Here is a 16,971-nt window from a genome sequence, read left to right as displayed (position 1 = left end):
CGCCCCGACCGAACCCCGGCCCCACACCACAGGGAGGACCCCGTGACGCGTTCGTCGTCCCAGCCGACCCCCGCCTCCGCTCCCGCACAGGCGAAGCCCGAAGCCGAGGCCGCGGAGACCGAGAAGGTCTCCGAGGAGGCCGGCAAGGGCCTTGAGGCTGCGAAGACCCCGGAAGCCGAAAAGGCCGAGGAGGTCGCGAAGGCCCCGAAGACCGGGGAGGCCAAGGAGGCCGAAACGGGAGAGCAGGGTGAGAAGGGCGAGCAGAGCGAGCGCCCCGATGCCCAGGCCCCCGACGCCCAGGCCGCAACCCCTGAGTCCGCCACCGCCTCCGACCCCGAGACCGACCCCAGCGCCTCCGCCGCCCAGAGCCGGCTCCCCGCCCTCGTACGGACCATGACCGCCACCGCCATCGGGCAGCCGCAGCAGGAGGCGGGGCCCGTGGGGCGGCCGGGCAAGGCCGCGCTCGCGGGGGCGGCGGTCGTGGGCGCGCTGCTCGTGTCGGTGCCCTTCCTCGTGCTCGCCGGGAACAACGACGACGGGCCCGAGCGGACGAAGGCCGCCGGGGCCGGGACCGTCCTCGACGGGAGCGGACCGGAGGCGCCGGGCGAGTTCGCCGTCACCGCTCCCGAGACCAGCGCGGCCTCCGAGGACGGAAAGAAGGGGGAGAAGGACGAGGCGAAGCCGGAGAAGGCCGGCAACGCCGCGCCGGCCATCCCCCCGGCGGGCGGCGGCAAGGCGGAGGCGAAGCCGGGCGACGGGCCCAAGGACCCGCCGAAGAAGGCGGACTCGTCCAAGGAGAAGCCCAAGGCCGGCAGCGGCGGCAAGAACCAGCCCGCCAAGGCCCGGCCGGCCGTCACGTTCAGCGGGCCCGTCTCCTTCCGCAGCCACCTCTCCGGCCGCTGCCTCGACGTCCCCGGTCACAACTTCAACGACGGTCAGCCGCTGTTCATGTGGGACTGCAACGGCGCCGACGCCCAGAAGTGGCGCTTCGGCTCGGACGGCACGATCCGGGCCAGGGACAAGTGCCTGGACGTGGCCAACGCCAACTTCAGCAACGGCACCCCGATCCAGCTCGCCTGGTGCAACGGTTCCGCGGCCCAGAAGTTCACCCTGAACGGCGCTCACGATCTGGTGAACACCGTCGTCGGCAAGTGCGTCGACATCCCGAACCACAGCAAGAGCAGGGGTCCGTCCACCTATCTGATCCTGTGGGAGTGCACGGGGCTCGACAACCAGAAGTGGAGCACCTGACCCGGGCGCACGGAGCGAGACATGATGGCATCGCCGGACCGCCGAACCGCGTTCCCGGCGAAGAGGGGCGTCCGAACAGGACGCCGCCGTAGCAAGGAGGTTGGTGCGTGTCGCGCCAGGTACTGACGGTCGGCCCCGCGGACCGCTTTTCCACGATCGGTGAGGCGCTCGCCGCCGCCCGTACCGGTGCGCTCATCAGCGTCCGGCCCGGGACGTACGCGGAGAACCTGGTGATCCACACCCGGGTGACCCTCACCGCCGCCGAGGGACGGGGCACGGTGGAGATCCGGCCGCGTTCGGGCAGCGTCATCGCGCTGCGCGCCGACGCCGTCATGCTCTCCGAACTCACCCTGCGCGGCGGCGACTCCGAGCTGCCCGCCGTGGACGTGCGGCGCGGGCAGGCCGCGCTCGACGGGTGCGAGATCGTCGGCGCGGCCTGGACCGCGATGCTGGCCGGCGGGACCGGCTCCCTCGCGCTGCGGGACTGCCGGGTGAGCAACCCGCAGGGCGCGGGCATCGTGGTCACCTCGACCACACCCACCACCGTCGAGTCCTGCACGCTCGAACACCTCGGCACCAGCGGCATCGTCCTCGCCGAGCAGGGCGAGGCGCGGGTCCGCGACTGCACGGTGCGGGGCGCCCGGGGCAACGGGCTGCTCGCCAACGGCGAGACCCGGGGCACCGTCGAGGACTGCGACATCTCCTCCACCGACAAGCCCTCCATCGCCCTGGAGGAGAACTCCGCCCTCTCGGTCGTCCGCACCGTCGTGCACGACACCAGCACCGGCGTGCACCTGAGCACCGCGGGCCGCACCACCCTGGAGGACGTCCGCGTGACCGGCGCATCCGGCAACGGGATCGTCCTCGCCGTGGGCACCGACCCCGTGCTACGCCGCTGCCGCGTCTCACGCGCACGGGGGCACGGCCTGTTCGTCACCGACCGGGCCCGTGGCACCTTCGAGGACTGCTGGGTGGACGGGACGCAGGGCGCCGCACTGCGGGTCGCCGGGGCCTCCTCTCCGGCGCTGACCGGCCTGACCGTCCGCGACTGCGAAGGGACCGGGCTGCTCCTGGAGGAGGACGCGGCGCCCGAGCTGGACCGCCTGGAGGTCATCGGCTCCTCGCCCGCCGTCGCTCTGCAGGGCGGCGCCAATCCGCTGCTGCGCCGGGCCCGGCTGGTCGAGCCCGCCGGTGACGGCATCGCGGCCACCAAGGACGCCCGGGGCCGCGTCGAGGACTGCGAGATCGTCCGACCGAAGGGCGCCGGTGTACGGGTTGCCTCCGGCTCCACTCTCTACCTGGCGGGTGGCGGGGTCTCCGACACGGCCACCAACGGCCTGATCGTGGAGGACGGCGGTAATGTCACCGTCCGTGACTTCCGCGTCGAGGTATCGGGTGAGGAGGGTGTGGTCGTCGCCGCCGGCGGTGAACTGACCGCCAACCGCACCACCGTCCACGCCCCCAAGGGACACGGCTTCCTCCTCCGCGAGGGCGCTCTCGCCTCGCTCAGCGGCTGCGAGGCCAACGGGGGCGTCCAGGACGGCTTCCGGGTCGAGTCCACCGCCCCCGTCTCGCTCGTCAACTGCACCGCCCGCGAGAACGAGGGCGGCGGCCTGGTGCAGACCGCGCCCGGCGAACGGCTCGCCGTGGACGGCCTGAACAGCGTCGGCAACGGCAAGCGAGACGCCTGGGGCAGCGGCAGTGCCGAGAACACCGACCCGGCCGGATCCGGCGCCGCCGACGCGCCCGCGCCGGACCGTGCGGACGGCCCGCTCGGCGCCCTCAACGCGCTGATCGGCCTGGAGAACGTCAAGCAGCAGGTACGTACCCTGGTCAACCTCACCCAGCTCGCCCAGCGCCGCGAACAACTCGGCATGCCCGCACCGCCGATGAGTAGACACCTGATCTTCGCCGGCCCGCCCGGAACCGGTAAGACCACCGTCGCCCGCCTCTACGGGGCGATCCTCGCCGAGCTGGGCTCGCTGCGCAGCGGACACCTGGTCGAGGTCTCCCGCGCCGACCTGGTCGCCCAAGTCGTCGGCGGCACCGCCATCAAGACTTCCGAGACCTTTCAACGGGCGCTGGGCGGCGTCCTGTTCATCGACGAGGCGTACACCCTCACCGCCGACAGCGGCAACGGCGGAGCCGACTTCGGCCGCGAGGCCGTGGACACCCTGCTCAAGCTCATGGAGGACCACCGCGACGACGTGGTCGTGGTCGCCGCCGGATACTCCCGCGAGATGGAGTCCTTCCTCAGCTCCAATCCGGGCCTCGCGTCCCGTTTCTCACGGACCGTCGAGTTCGAGAACTACTCCGTGGACGACCTGGTCGCGATCATGGAGAGCATGTGCACCCAGCACCAGTACGAGCTGGGGGAGGGCACGGCCCAGGCGCTCGCCGCCCACTTCGGGGCCATGGACCGGGACGCCGGATTCGGCAACGGCCGTGCCGCGCGGGGCGTGTTCGAGGAGATGGTGGACCGGCAGGCGATCCGGCTCTCCGCCCAGACCCAGGTCAGCGAGAACGATCTGCGGCTGCTGCTCCCCGAGGACGTCTCGGCCACCGCCGCCGCCTCGGCCACTGAGACCGCCGCACCGGCGGACGACCCGCTCACCCGTCTCGGCGACATGATCGGACTGGCCGAGGTGAAGCGCGAGGTCGCCGATCTGGTCAACCTCATCACCACCGCCCGCCACCGCGCCGCCGCCGGGCTGCCCGTCCCCTCCCTCAGTAACCACCTGGTCTTCACCGGCCCGCCCGGCACCGGCAAGACCACCGTCGCCCGGCTCTACGGCGAGGTGCTCACCCAGCTCGGCGTGCTGGAGCGCGGCCAGCTGATCGAGGCCGCGCGCGCCGACCTCGTCGGCCGCTACATAGGCCACACCGCCCAGTTGACCCGCGAGGTCTTCGAAAAGGCCCGTGGCGGCGTCCTGTTCATCGACGAGGCTTACACCCTCACCCCGCGCGGCGGCGGCGCCGACTTCGGGCAGGAGGCGGTGGACACCCTGCTGAAGCTGATGGAGGACCACCGCGACGAGGTCGTCGTCATCGTCGCCGGATACACCGACGAGATGGAACGCTTCCTCGCCTCCAACCCCGGCCTCTCGTCCCGCTTCCCGCGCCGGATCGCCTTCGCCGACTACTCCTCCGAGGAACTGGTCACCATCGTGCGCGCCCAGGCCGCCGCCATGGGGTACGAGTGCGGCCCCGGCACCGGACCGCTGCTCAGGGAGTACTTCGACGCGGTACCCCGCGACCGGTCCTTCGGCAACGCCCGCCTGGCCCGCCAGGTCGTCGAGTCGATGGTCACCCGCCAGGCGGGCCGAATCAGTTCGCTGGCCGCGCCCACCCTGGACGACCTGCGCATCCTCCTCCCGGCGGATGTCACGGCCGCGGCCCCGAAGGCGGTGCCCCGGTGAGGCCGCCCGAGCGAGGGACCACCGGGGAGTCCCGGACGGCCAGGACGGCCCGCCTGCTGTACGGGACCGGGCTCGCGGCCGCCCTGGTGGTGCCCCTGGCCGCACCCGCCCAGGCCGGGCCCCACCCCCGTACACCGATCGCACTCCCCGCCGCCGACGGTCCCAAGGGCCAGGAACTGCCCGGGATGCCCACCGCGCTCGACGCGCGGGCCGAGGCCGTCGCCTGCACCCCCGCCTCCAAGGAGCAGGCGAAGAAGCAGGACTGGTCACGCCAGCGTCTCGACCTGGACCGGCTGCACCGGCACACCACCGGAGCCGGCGTCACCGTCGCGCTGATCTCCACCGGTGTCAACCCCGGGGCCGAAGGACTCGAGGGCCGCGTCACCGCCCAGGGCCAGGCCGCCGACGACTGCGTCGGACAGGGGACGTTCCTGGCCGGGGTGATCGCCGGGACCGGCGGCCCCACCCCGCGCCTCGCCGGGGTCGCCCCGGGCGCGAAGGTCCTCGCCCTGCGCGGCACCGACCGGCGCGGCCAGCCGGACCCCGCGCTTGTCACGGCGGCGGTCCGGGCCGCGACCACCGCGAAGGCCGACGTGATCGCGGTCGCCGTGGCCCTCCCGCGCAAGAACACCGCGCTCACCCGAGCCGTCGAGGAAGCCCGCAAGGCCGGTGCGGTGGTGGTCGCGGCGGCCGCCCCGGAGCCGCCGTCGCGCGGCTCGGCCGACGAGATCCCCCCGCGTACCTACTGGCCCGCCGGTGAGCCCGGCGTTCTCGCGGTCGCCGACATGCTGCCCGCCGGGGCCCGGCCGGACGGCGCGCTGCCCACCGAGGGCATCGATCTGGCCGCCCCGGGAGCCGGGGTGGTCTCCGGCGGGCCACGCGGCAAGGGGCACTACCTCGGGGGCGGTGTCGCGGTGGCCACCGCGTACGCGGCCGGTGCCGCAGCGGCCGTCCGCGCCACCCACCCCGAGGAACCGGCCGATGCGGTGACCCGTCGGCTGACCGCCACCGCGTACCCGGCCGACCTCCCCCAGTTGGACGCCTACGCCGCCGTCACCACGGTCCTCGGCGACGCGGGCGCGCCGGTCGGCGGTGCGGAGGGGACCGCCGAACCCGTGGCCGTACGGGACACCTCCGACACCGACCGCGCCACCGGCCGGGCCATCCTCTTCGTCCTCCTCGGATCGGCCGGCGTCCTCTCCCTCCTCTGGGCCGGTTTCGCCCTCACCCGGGCCCGTGCCCGGGGGTGGCGTCCGGCGGGGGCGACCACTCCGGACCAGGGCTGAACGTGAAAGGGGCCCCCTCCGGCCGGAGGGGGCCCCTTTCACGTTCGCTCAGTCCTGCTCCACCAGGGCCGTCTGCACCAGCCGCGGCTTGCGGCGCTGGATGTGCAGGGCCCGGCCCGGCGGCAGGTTCAGCGGCTTCGCGTTGCCGAAGAGACGGCCCTCCGTGGGCGGACAGGAGAGCAGGACCGCCGGGTTGTTGGCCTCGTCCAGACGGCGGATCAGCCCGTCGCTCAGACCTCGCCCCGCGCCCATCGCGCTGCGGGCGACGACCAGGTGCAGACCCATCTCGTAGCCGAGGGTCAGATGCTCGAAGAGCGGCTCGAAGGGGCTCTGGAACGAGTTGCCCGACACCATGTCGTAGTCGTCGACCAGGATGAACAGGCGCGGGCCCGTCCACCAGTCACAGCTGCGCATCCGGGCCGGTGAGATGTCGGCCCCGGGCACCCGGGTCTTCATCGCGCGGGCCGCGCCCTCGATGGTCTCGTTGAGGTTGTCGAGGGAGATGACATGCCCGATGCGGTACTCCTCGGGGATGGCGTCGACCAGGGTGCGGCGGTAGTCCACCGCGATGATCTTCGCCTCCTCGGGGGCGTACCGGGCGGTGATGCCCTGCGTGATCAGACGCAGCAGGTTGGTCTTGCCGCTCTCGGTGTCGCCGACCGCGATGAGGTGCGGGGTCCGGCTGAAGTCGTGCCAGACCGGCTCCAGCGCGTCCTGGTCGAGACCGAGCGCGAGGCGCATGCCGCCGCCCTCGGTGGCCTCGGGGGAGGGGAGTTCGGAGACCGGCAGCCGGTGCGGGAGCATCCGCACCTGCGGGGCGGCAGGACCGGACCAGTGCCGGGCGATCTCCCCGACGAGGTGGGCCACGCCCTCGCCCAGATCCTCCAGGGAGCCGCTGCCGTCCAGCCGGGGCAGGCCCGCGAGGAAGTGCATCTTGCTGTCGGCGGTGATGCCCCGGCCACCGGTGCGCGGCACCGAGCGGGCCTTACGGGTGTCGATCTCGGAGTCCATCGGGTCACCCATCCGCAGCTCAAGGCGGGTGGCGGCCTGGTCGCGGACCTGCGCGGACAGCTCCACCCAGCGGGTCGTGGTGATGAGCAGATGGATGCCGTAGTTGAGGCCCCGGGCGGCGAGTTCGTTGAACTTCGGGATCAGGTCGTCGTAGTCCTGGCGCACGGTGGACCAGCCGTCGACCACCATGAACACATCGCCGTACGGCTCGTCGGGGAACTCCCCGGCGGCCCGGCGACGCCGGTAGGACTGCATGGAGTCCAGCGTGTGGTCCACGAAGAACTGCTCGCGGCGGGCCAGGAGCGCCATCACCTCGGCCACCGTCCGGTGCACCCGCTCCGGGTTGAGCCGCGCCGCGACCCCGCCGACGTGCGGGAGCGCGGCGAGCTGGGAGAGCCCGCCGCCGCCGAAGTCCAGGCAGTAGAACTGCACTTCGGCCGGGGTGTGGGTGAGCGCCAGCGCGGCGATGAGGGTCCGGGCGACCGTGGACTTGCCGCTCTGCGAACCGCCCGCGACGGCGATATGGCCGCCCGCCCCGGACAGGTCCACGACCAGCGGGTCGCGCCGCTGCTCGAACGGCTTGTCCACCAGGCCGACCGGCACCCGCAGCTTCCCGGTGCCCGGCCAGCGTGAGGCGATCAGGCCCCGCTCCTCGTCCGCCGCGATCCCGGGCAGCAGCGCGTCCAGCGGGGACGGCTCGTCCAGCGGCGGCAGCCACACCTGGTGGGCGTCGGGGCCGGAGCCGCGCAGCCGGTCCAGCGCCACGTCGAGCAGCGCCTCCTCGTCCTCGGCCTCCTCCGTCTCCGGCTCCGGGTCGGGCGGGGTCTCCAGAGTGCGCGGCACGACCCACCCGCTGGTCCACGGCACCACCTGGCTCGCCACCCGGGCCTGCACCACGGCACCGGTCCGCCGTCGGTACGTCCCCGAGGAGTACGCGGCACGGAACCGGGTCAGGGCCTCCACCCCGGACTTCAGATAGCCGCTGCCGGGCGCGGCGGGCAGCTCGTAGGCGTCCGGTACGCCGAGCACCCCGCGGCTCTCCATCGCGGAGAAGGTCCGCAGGCCGATGCGGTACGAGAGATGGCTCTCCAGCTGGTGCATACGCCCCTCGTCCAGGCGCTGCGAGGCGAGCAGCAGATGGACGCCGAGCGACCGGCCGAGGCGGCCGATCATCACGAAGAGCTCCATGAACTCCCGGTGGGTGGATAGCAGTTCGCTGAACTCGTCGACCACGACGAAGAGGCTGGGCAGTGGCGCCAGGTCGGCTCCGGCGGCGCGGGCCCGCTCGTACTCCAGCGCCGAGGTGTAGTTGCCCGCCGCGCGCAGCAGCTCCTGGCGGCGGATGAGTTCACCGTGCAGGGCGTCCTGCATGCGTTCCACCAGGGCGACTTCGTCCGCCAGGTTGGTGATCACGGCGGAGGTGTGCGGGAGTTCCTCCAGGCCGAGGAAGGTGGCTCCGCCCTTGAAGTCGACCAGGACGAAGTTGAGCGTCTCGGAGGAGTTGGTCAGGGCGAGCCCGAGGACGAGGGTGCGCAGCAGCTCGCTCTTGCCGGAGCCGGTGGCGCCGATGAGCATGCCGTGCGGTCCCATGCCGCCCTGCGCGGACTCCTTGATGTCGAGCTCGACCGGACGGCCGTCCACGCCGACCGCGATCGGCACCCGGAGCCGGCCGGAGCCGGAGTGCCGGGCGAACAGGGTCTGCGGGTCGTGCCGGTGCAGATCGGGAATGCCGAGCAGGGTGGTCAGCTCGACGTCGGTGTCCAGCGGCTGCGCGATGTCGGTGCCGAGGCTCATCCGGCGCGGGGTGAGCAGCCGGGCCAGCGACTCCGCGCCGAGCGGACCGAGCCGGTCGGGGCGGCCGAGCGGCACCGTGCGCTCCTTGCGGCTGCGGTCGGTGCGCACGAGGTTCACCTGGTCGGGCCCCACGGTGAGGCGCAGCGTGTTGCGGCCGGGCCGCCAGCGCAGCGCCCCGGACACATCCAGGACCAGGGCGTTGCGGTATCCGTGGCCCTCCCAGCGGTGGCCCTCCGGGACGTTGACGCCGTCCAGCACGACGACCGTGTACGGCTCGTCGCGGCCGGGCCGGGCGTCCGGGTCGAATCCGGGGCGCTCGGCGAACTCGGCGCCGAGCAGATCGTCCAGCTCGGTGAGGTCGGCGGTTATCCGGCGGGCCTGCCCCGCCCCGTCCTCCTCGTGCGGATCCAGCACGTGCGGCAGCCACTTGACCCACTCCCAGTCGGCCCGCCGCTCGTCGCTGACGCAGAACGCGATCCACAGCTCCTCGGGTGCGTGGAACACCGCCAGTTGCCCGAGCATCGCCCGCACCAGGGCCCGTACGGCGTCCTGCTCCGAGGCCTGGGGGTCGGGCGAGGACCCGTCCGGCGCCTCCTCCTGGCGCAGCAGGATCCGGGCCGAGGAGCGCAGATAGAGCCCCAACGGCTGCTCCGGGATGGTGGAGTAGGCCCGGATGAAGCGGCGGAGCGCGTGCGCGCAGAGGGGTTCGAGATCCTCCACCGGACGGGTGGAGACCGGGTTCAGGGTGAGCGCGAGCTGCTGTTCGCCCACCGCGAGCCGGACCTCGCCGAAGTCCTCGTCGGCCGGGCGGCGTTCCCACAGTCGTGAGGTGCGGGCCAGCGAGCGGAGCGAGGCGGGCTCCGGGTGACGCCAGGCGAGCGCCCGCTGCTGCTCCGCGACAGTGGTCCGCACCCGCTTGCGGGTCTGGGCCAAGTAGCGCAGATAGTCGCGCCGTTCACCCTTCAGTCGCTGCTTGCGCTCGCTGGAGCGCCGCATCAGCTGGCCCAGCAGCATCGCGCCGGCGGAGAGCGCCATGACACCCATCGCCAGATACATGAAGACGCCGTTCCCGCCGCCGGGGCGCAGGAACATCAGCATCATCGACACCGACATCAGCGCCATCGGCAGGTAGGTCCACACCGCCGAGGTGTCGGGCACCGTCTCGGCGAGGACGGGCGGCTCCTGGAGGGTCAACTGCCCCTCGGGCATCTCCGGCCCGCGCCGGCGGGCCGGGCGGCGAAACAGCACGACACTCAAGGAACAGAACCTCCGGTTCACTGGCTTTGCGGCTCGCCGAATACCGGTGCACCCGGCAACGGGAAAGACCGCACCAGGCTGATTCATTCGGCTGTGGCACATGCTCCGATGAACGCCGGGTGAATGTCTCGAGCGGACAGCGCGGAGCGGCCCACTTCCGTGAAGGCGCAAGCGCATACCGGATTCGAACCCCGGCCCGCAGCGCGGCCGGTGGCCGCAGGCAGTAGTCTGCATTCACGGAACGCGCCCTGTCCACGCGGGAGGGTCCTCCCTCACCGGTGTGCGGGCACAATTTCCGTGCCAGGCACCCGGCTTCACGACCCGCGCAGACTTTCCGTACTGTTCGCACATTCCCTCTCGCCGGGGAAGTCCTCTGTCAAAGCCTGCACGGAAGACGAGAGTTCTGCTGATGACCGACAGTGCGGTGGCCGAAACGTGCCGCCTGACCGTACGTGCGCCGAGCGTCACCATCGATCTGGCCGTGCCCGCCGACGTACCGGTCGCCGATCTGCTCCCCACTCTCCTGCGGTACGTCGGTGAGGAGGCCGAGGAGGCCGGGCTCGACCACGCCGGCTGGGTGCTCCAGCGGCTCGGCGACGCCCCGCTCGACGAGGAGACCACCCTGGCCCGGGCCGGTCTCGCCGACGGCACCGTGCTCCACCTGCGCCCGCACACCGAGGCGTTGCCCGAGGCCCGGCTCGACGACCTCGTCGACGGGATAGCCGAGACGGTGGGCCGCCGCCTGCACACCTGGCACGCCGGAGCCGCTCGCGGCCTGCTGGTGGGCACCGCCGCGGCGACCGTGGCGACCGCTCTGGTGATGGTGTTCCGGCCCGGCGTGGCCGACTCCGCGGCCACCCGCGCCGCCTGCGCGGCCGTGGCCGGAGTACTGCTCCTCGCGGGCGCCGGCTCCGCCAGCCGCGCGGTCGGCGACCGGCTCTCCGCGACCGCTCTCGGCCTGCTGGTCGCCCCGTGCTTCGCCCTGGTCGGCTGGGTGCTGCCCGGCGGCGACCTGACCGGCCCCGACGCGGCGCAGGTCGTGGGCGCGCGGCTGCTGGCGGCCGGCGCAGCGGCCGCGGGCGGCGCGGTCCTCGCGCTCGCCGCGACCGCAGTCGGCGCCCCCGCCCTGCTGGCCACCGCCGTGGTCGCCGTGGCCACCGCGGTCTCCGGAGCCCTGATGGGCTACACCAGCCTGGACGCGGCGGCCTCGGTCGCACTGGTGGCGACGGTCGTCGCGCTCGCCGCCGGGGCCGTGGCACCCTTCGCCTTCAAGTTGGCCGGAATGCGTATGCCCGCCCTGCCGTCCTCCGCCGGGCAGCTCCAGGAAGGCATCGACCCGTACGCCGGCGACGAGGTCGCCGAGCGCACCGAACTCGCCGGACGCTGGGTCACCGCGCTCTTCGCCGCCACCGGCACCATCGCCGTCGCCGCACTCGCCGTCCTCGCCCACCACCCGGACCTGCCCGAGACGCTCACCGCGCTCGCGCTGACCCTGCTGCTGCTCCTGCACTCCCGGGGCCTGGTCCACATCGGCCAGCGGCTCACCCTGGCCGTGCCCGGAATCGTGGGGCTGCTGCTCCTCGCCCGCGCCTGGGCGGTGGGCAGCGACGCCGACGGCCGCGTGATCGTCTTCGCGGTGCTGCTCGCCTCCGCCGCCGCCCTGGTGACCGCGTCCTGGATCGTGCCCGGCCGCCGGGTACTGCCGTACTGGGGGCGGGCGGCGGAGCTGGCCCACACCGGCCTCGCGGTCGCGCTGCTGCCGTTCGCCCTGTGGGCGGCGGGCCTCTTCGGCTGGCTGCGCGGCCTGTTCGGCTGAGCACCCGCGTACGCCGGTCGACCAGAAACGAGTTGAGGAGAGGCTGTGCAGTCCAAGCGCGACCAGGTCCAGGCCCACGGATTCATGATGGGCAGGCTCAGCTCGGGCCTGCTGATGGCCGACCCGGATGCCCCCGAGAGCCCGCTGGGCCGCACCACCCGCGGCGTCGTCTTCGGTCTGCTGGTGACCGTCCTGATCGGCGCGGGCGCCACCGTCTACGGGTTGCTGCGCCCCGGCGGCAACGACACCTGGCGCAAGGGCGAGCACCTGGTGGTCAACCGCGACACCGGCGCACGTTACCTGTGGACCGGCACCGACGGCGTACTGCACCCGGTGCGCAACTACGCCTCGGCCCGGCTGATCGGCGGGTCCGACCTGAAGTCCGTGGACGTCTCCACCGCCTCGCTGCGGGACGTCCCCGTGGGGACCCCGGCGGGCATCCCCGGCGCCCCGGACACCCTGCCCGACCCGGGCCGGCTCGACGCCGGGGCCTGGCACATGTGCGTCACCGGCCCGGAAGGAGCCCTGCCCAGCACCTCCGGCGGGGTCGCGGACGCCGGAGTGGACCGGCCGGGGGCCACCACCGTGGTCGCCGGGGCGCCGCTGGACTCCCAGGACGTCGGCGGCGACCGCGGGGTGCTCGTCCGCGGCCCGGACCGCACCGAGTACCTGGTGTGGCGGGGCAGCCGGCTAGCGCTGGACCGCGAGTCCGACGCCCGTAACGCCCTCGGCTACGGCTCCGAACGGGCCATGCCGGTCTCGGCCGCCTTCCTCGACGCACTCGCCCCCGGCCCCGCCTTGAAGCCGCCGCAGGTCCCGGGACGAGGGGAGAAGGGCCCCGTCATCGGCGGTGAACCGAGCACGGTCGGCCAGCTCTTCGAGGTGAGCGTGCCCGGCGGCGGCAGCACCTACCACCTGCTGCGCGAGGACGGCCTCGTGCCGCTCTCCGGCCTAGCGGCCGCGCTCGTGCTGGGCGATCCGGCCACCCAGAAGGACGCCTACCAGGGGCGCTCGCCCGAGGCCCGCGCGGTCGGCGCCGACGCGCTCCGTACGCACCGGGCCAAGGAGACGGCCGCCGCCGGCTCGCCGGGCGCGGACCTGCCCCGTACACCGCCCACCCCGCACTCCGCACCGCGCGGCACCGCGCTCTGCGCCCAGGTGGACGGCGGCGACGGCGGCGCCCGGATCCGGTCGGTGCTGGTCCCGCTGACCGCTCTCGCCCCCGTCGCGGTCTCGCAGGGAACCGCCCAGCCGCTGGTCGCGGCCTGCGTCCGGACCGAGGCCACCGTCGTACGTCCCGGGCGCGGCGCCCTGGTCCGGGCCCTGCACGCGAGCGGCGCCGCACACGCCGGAACCACCTATCTGGTCGCGGACAACGGCGTGAAGTACCGGTTCCCGGCCAAGGACTCCCTGACGGCGCTCGGGTACGGCGAAGGGGACATCGGGGCGGTCCCCGCACCCCTGCTCGCCGCACTGCCGACCGGCGCGGACCTCGACCCGGCCGCCGCCACCGGCGCCGCTGAACCCCGCGTCACCGCCCCGAAGTGCGGGGCAGGCGACTCCCGGCCATGATCCAGGAGAAATCCCCCATACGGTACCGAAGAAAGGGAAAGGGTTCTCCCGGGCGTGGCCCGCGCACGAAGGGAAACCTCAGAAAAAGCTCAGAAATTGAGCGCCCGGTCCTCCGCGGAATACCGCGAAAGGGCCGTGCCGCGCGGGAGTCGGGCTCCCTCGGTGCCCGTTCGGATTCTTCCGCTGCCCGTTTCCCGTCCGCATCGACCGGTACGGACGGACGGCGGGGGGTCCGCGTTCATTTCGTGGAAACCTTGGGACAACTCCGTTGGCGCGCAAGGAATCTGACCCGCAGAACTATGCTCAAATCTTCCCTGTACGCGTTGCGGCGGACGGCGATTTCTCTTTAGCCTCGGCGGGCAACGGTGCGACGAGAAGTCACTCAACGAAGGGAGCGCGACATGGCGGACAGCGGCCAGAGGCGGGCGGACTATGCCAAGGGCCTGGGAGGTGTCTCCTCGCTGGAGTCGGCCCGGGCGGCGGTCGAGAAGATCCAGAACAACGTCGGTGAGATCGCCGCGCGTTCGGGCGTCGGGGGCGACGAGGGCCAGGCCCTGCTGAAGCTGTTCCGCAGCTGGAACGGCGAGGCGCAGAAGGTCGTCGTGCAGATCAGCAAGATGATCGACGCGCTCCAGGAGAACGTCACGTCGGCCGACCGGCTGGCGAAGGAGAACCAGGACCTCACCGAGGTGCTCAACAGCAAGACCAGCCAGGGCGTCTTCGAGGCGCTGCGCTGACCCCGTTCCCGGCGGCGCCGGCCCCTGTGTGGAGGCCGGACCCTGTGAGCATCCCCGGGCCCGCGGGCCCGGCCACCCGAGAGGAGATGTCATGGCCGACGGCATCATCGATGTGCAGTACGCCACGGTCCGCAACGCGATCGAGGAGCTGAAGCAGCAGACCCAGCAGATCATCACCACCCTCAACAACCTGGAGGACGAGCTCAAACCGCTCGTCACCTCCTGGGAGGGTGACGACCAGGCGATGTACCGCGGGGTCCAGGCCGAGTGGGACCAGGCGACCAAGAACATGGCCCTGCTCCTCGGCGACAGCGGCGAGCTGGTCCAGAGCATCCACGACAACCACTCCCGCGACGAGCGCCGCAGCGCCGACAACTGGGGCAACGTGCGGGCCCGTTAGCCCCCTCCGGGTTCCACCCGCCACCGTGGCGGGTGGAACCCGGACCCGGTGCGGGCGAGCCGACCGCGGCCGCCCCTCTGTTCCCGAACCGCCCGGCGCCGAACCCCAGGAGGACGTCCCATGGCTGAGAAGGCCGACGTCAAGCACTTCGACCTCAAGCAGATGGAGAACTTCCGGGACCTGGAGGTCGAGCCGGTACGCAAGGATGCCAAGGTCACGCGCGAGGACACCCCCGACAGCGGAATACGCCCGCTCGGGGATCTGGTGGCCGGATACACCACCGCCGACAACCCGAAGAAGGCCGACCAGGTCCTGCGGATCGGGCACATCGGCCGTGGAGACCATGAGGACCTGGTCTCCGGCAAGACGTTGCTGGCCGCCGTCACCTCGTCGGCCACCAAGATCGACGAGCTCCTCGGTGAGCAGGTGACGCTCTTCAAGGAGCTCAAGGAAGCCCTCACCGAGACCATCGAGGAAGCGAACAAGACCAAGGAGAAGAACCTCGACGCGATCGACGCGCAGACGCTGCTCCAGACCTTCGACGAGGTGGACGCCCTCACCGTCGGTGGCTCGGGTGGCGACGACGAGGAAACATCCTGACCCGGACCAGTACCGAAGGGGGTACCCGTGGCTGAGGTCCAGAACGAGGACCCGAACTCCGAAGCGAACGTGGAGAAGCTGGAGGGGTTCGATTCCGAATCGTCGGACGCGTGGGCGACGCTGGTGACGCACATCACCGGCTATCCGGTGCCGGACCGCAAGACGATCTTCGAGAAGCTGACCTCGACCAGCGGGGGCCCGCTGTTCCGGATGGACATCCGTGAACGGGACCTCAAGTCCGTCGTCTCGGAGTCCGGCTTCCTCGTGAACGAGGGCCAGGACTACGACATCTTCTTCCTGAACAAGAACAAGAAGTCCTCGCTCATGCAGGCGCGCATCGTCTTCGAGGGCCGGGTGAAGTCGGACAACGACATCCACTTCGCGGGCACGGACGTGGACGACGTGGACGACGCCGGTGTCCGGGAGGGCAACGACTTCAAGGACTACAACAAGCAGGAGATGAGTACCATCCCGCTGGCCCGCTACATGAACGGGCCCCGAGCCGCGCTCATCGCCCTGCGGGACGGCGGCACCGAAGGCGTCAAGTTCGCCGACCTTCCGGTGGACGACGCCAACGCGGTGGTGCTGAAGTCCTTCACCGAGACCGGGGAGTCCTTCGACCGGGCCGCGCAGTTCTTCAAGGACAAGGCGGTGGTCCTCAAGGACTGGGAGGACCGCTTCGCCCGGGAGGACGCGAGCTGGAAGGGGGAGGCGGCGGACGTCTTCCGCGACCTCCTGAAGAAGGTGCACGACAACTACGAGGGCTATCTGGAGACCTTCGGGGAGAGTTCGAACGCCGACGATGCGAGCGGAACCGGGAGCACGGTGTACTCCCGCGCCCTGAACACGGCGAGCCAGAGTCTCAAGGACACCGCGTCCAACCTGTTGGACGCCTGGCTGACGTGGGCGAAGACCGACTACTACGACCCTCTTCGGGTGCTGCGCTTCGTGCTCGACGATCTCGCCCGCTGGGTCAACGAGCACAACATCAGCAAGAGCGACATCGAGGCCACCACGCACACCGGGTACCAGGGTGCGGGCTACACCACGGTCAGGCACTCACCCCGGGACGGCTTCCTCCAGGAACACCCCGAGTACGGCGACCTGAGCGACATCGCCAACTGGAAGAAGGTGGGGGAGAAGGCCGTCGAGCTCTGGAACCAAGGTGTCGACCAGGAGCTCGTCCGGCCCGCCATCGCGGAGACGTCGAAGTTGAACAACCGCTTCCTCGACATCACCAAGGATTTCACCGAGAACGTCCCGAAGCCCAGGACCACCAGCACGGCGGGCGAGGACTACGCCGAGGACAAGCTCAACGACCCCGGCGGCAACGGCGGGCCGGACATCGACGAGTGGCTCGACAAGCTCAACGACAACAACAACGACTTCCTCGACGACCTCAATAACAACAACAACGACATACTCGACGACCTCAACGACAAGAACAACGACATCCTGGACGATCTGAACAACAAGAACAACGACATCCTGGATGACCTCAATAGCAACAACAAGGACATCCTCGACGACCTGGGGAACAACAACAAGACCGTCCTGGACGACCTCGGGAACATCAACAACCAGGCGCTCGACGATCTCAACAACCTCGGGAGCGCCGGCAACGACTTCCTGAACGACCTGGGCAACGCCAACAACGACGCGCTGAACAACCTCGGCGATCTGGGCAACCTCAACTCGCCTCTGGGCGACGGCGGCACGCTGAACGCCGACGGAGGTCCGCTGGGCGGCAACGGGCAGCCCATCCCGCCCCCGGTCATCCCCCCGCTCACCCAGAGCCTCGGCAACCTCGGCGGCATCAACCCGCAGG

10 protein-coding genes are annotated in these 16,971 nt (G+C 71.8%); 9 read left to right on the top strand and 1 reads right to left on the bottom strand.

Going from position 1 to position 16,971, the window contains the following annotated elements; translation table 11 throughout:
• The first annotated feature begins 42 nt into the window (after nucleotides 1-42).
• The 3 genes from D3105_RS23635 (at nucleotide 43) to D3105_RS23625 (ending at nucleotide 5,956) form a co-directional block, all read left to right on the top strand.
• The gene (locus D3105_RS23635) at nucleotides 43-1,251 is read left to right on the top strand and encodes a ricin-type beta-trefoil lectin domain protein (protein WP_118905064.1); all 1,209 of its coding nucleotides are present in this window, start codon (nucleotides 43-45) and stop codon (nucleotides 1,249-1,251) included.
• A 107-nt stretch (nucleotides 1,252-1,358) separates the two neighbouring features.
• Nucleotides 1,359-4,670 (top strand): right-handed parallel beta-helix repeat-containing protein, encoded by a 3,312-nt coding sequence (locus tag D3105_RS23630; RefSeq protein WP_118905063.1) that lies wholly within the window; start codon nucleotides 1,359-1,361, stop codon nucleotides 4,668-4,670.
• Nucleotides 4,667-5,956 (top strand): S8 family serine peptidase, encoded by a 1,290-nt coding sequence (locus D3105_RS23625; RefSeq protein WP_118905062.1) that lies wholly within the window; start codon nucleotides 4,667-4,669, stop codon nucleotides 5,954-5,956. The genes D3105_RS23630 and D3105_RS23625 overlap by 4 nt, the downstream gene beginning before the upstream one ends.
• 48 nt (nucleotides 5,957-6,004) lie before the next feature.
• Here the strand turns inward: D3105_RS23625 and eccCa are convergent, their stop codons facing one another.
• A complete protein-coding gene (gene eccCa / locus D3105_RS23620) occupies nucleotides 6,005-10,018 on the bottom strand; it encodes a type VII secretion protein EccCa (protein WP_425315754.1) in 4,014 nt (1,337 codons plus the stop codon).
• A 409-nt stretch (nucleotides 10,019-10,427) separates the two neighbouring features.
• Here eccCa and eccD point away from each other — a divergent pair, with 409 nt between their 5' ends.
• The 6 genes from eccD to D3105_RS34970 form a co-directional block, all read left to right on the top strand.
• Nucleotides 10,428-11,834: a type VII secretion integral membrane protein EccD gene (gene eccD / locus D3105_RS23615; protein ID WP_118905060.1), complete on the top strand. Its 1,407-nt coding sequence runs from the start codon at nucleotides 10,428-10,430 to the stop codon at nucleotides 11,832-11,834.
• 45 nt (nucleotides 11,835-11,879) lie between these two features.
• A complete protein-coding gene (gene eccB / locus D3105_RS23610; protein ID WP_118905059.1) occupies nucleotides 11,880-13,406 on the top strand; it encodes a type VII secretion protein EccB in 1,527 nt (508 codons plus the stop codon).
• A 401-nt stretch (nucleotides 13,407-13,807) separates the two neighbouring features.
• On the top strand, nucleotides 13,808-14,143 hold the full coding sequence (locus tag D3105_RS23605) for a hypothetical protein (RefSeq protein ID WP_010069962.1): 336 nt from the start codon (nucleotides 13,808-13,810) through the stop codon (nucleotides 14,141-14,143).
• Nucleotides 14,144-14,234: 91 nt separating this feature from the next.
• Nucleotides 14,235-14,543: a WXG100 family type VII secretion target gene (locus D3105_RS23600; RefSeq protein ID WP_118905058.1), complete on the top strand. Its 309-nt coding sequence runs from the start codon at nucleotides 14,235-14,237 to the stop codon at nucleotides 14,541-14,543.
• A gap of 120 nt (nucleotides 14,544-14,663) precedes the next feature.
• A complete protein-coding gene (locus tag D3105_RS23595; protein ID WP_118905057.1) occupies nucleotides 14,664-15,143 on the top strand; it encodes a type VII secretion system-associated protein in 480 nt (159 codons plus the stop codon).
• 27 nt (nucleotides 15,144-15,170) lie between these two features.
• A partial coding sequence (locus D3105_RS34970; RefSeq protein ID WP_206272864.1) for an AAWKG family protein occupies nucleotides 15,171-16,971 on the top strand: 1,801 nt, incomplete at its 3' end.

The organism is Streptomyces globisporus (assembly GCF_003501885.1).
In the GTDB taxonomy this organism is placed as follows: Bacteria; Actinomycetota; Actinomycetes; order Streptomycetales; family Streptomycetaceae; genus Streptomyces; species Streptomyces globisporus_D.
This window is presented reverse-complemented; position numbering and strand designations above follow the sequence as displayed.

Excerpts from the sequence above, each read along its gene's own strand:
- D3105_RS23605 (WP_010069962.1), top strand. The coding sequence starts at position 13,808 with ATGGCGGACAGCGGCCAGAGGCGGGCGGACTATGCCAAGGGCCTGGGA.
- D3105_RS23600 (WP_118905058.1), top strand. The coding sequence starts at position 14,235 with ATGGCCGACGGCATCATCGATGTGCAGTACGCCACGGTCCGCAACGCG.
- eccD (WP_118905060.1), top strand. The coding sequence starts at position 10,428 with ATGACCGACAGTGCGGTGGCCGAAACGTGCCGCCTGACCGTACGTGCG.
- D3105_RS23595 (WP_118905057.1), top strand. The coding sequence starts at position 14,664 with ATGGCTGAGAAGGCCGACGTCAAGCACTTCGACCTCAAGCAGATGGAG.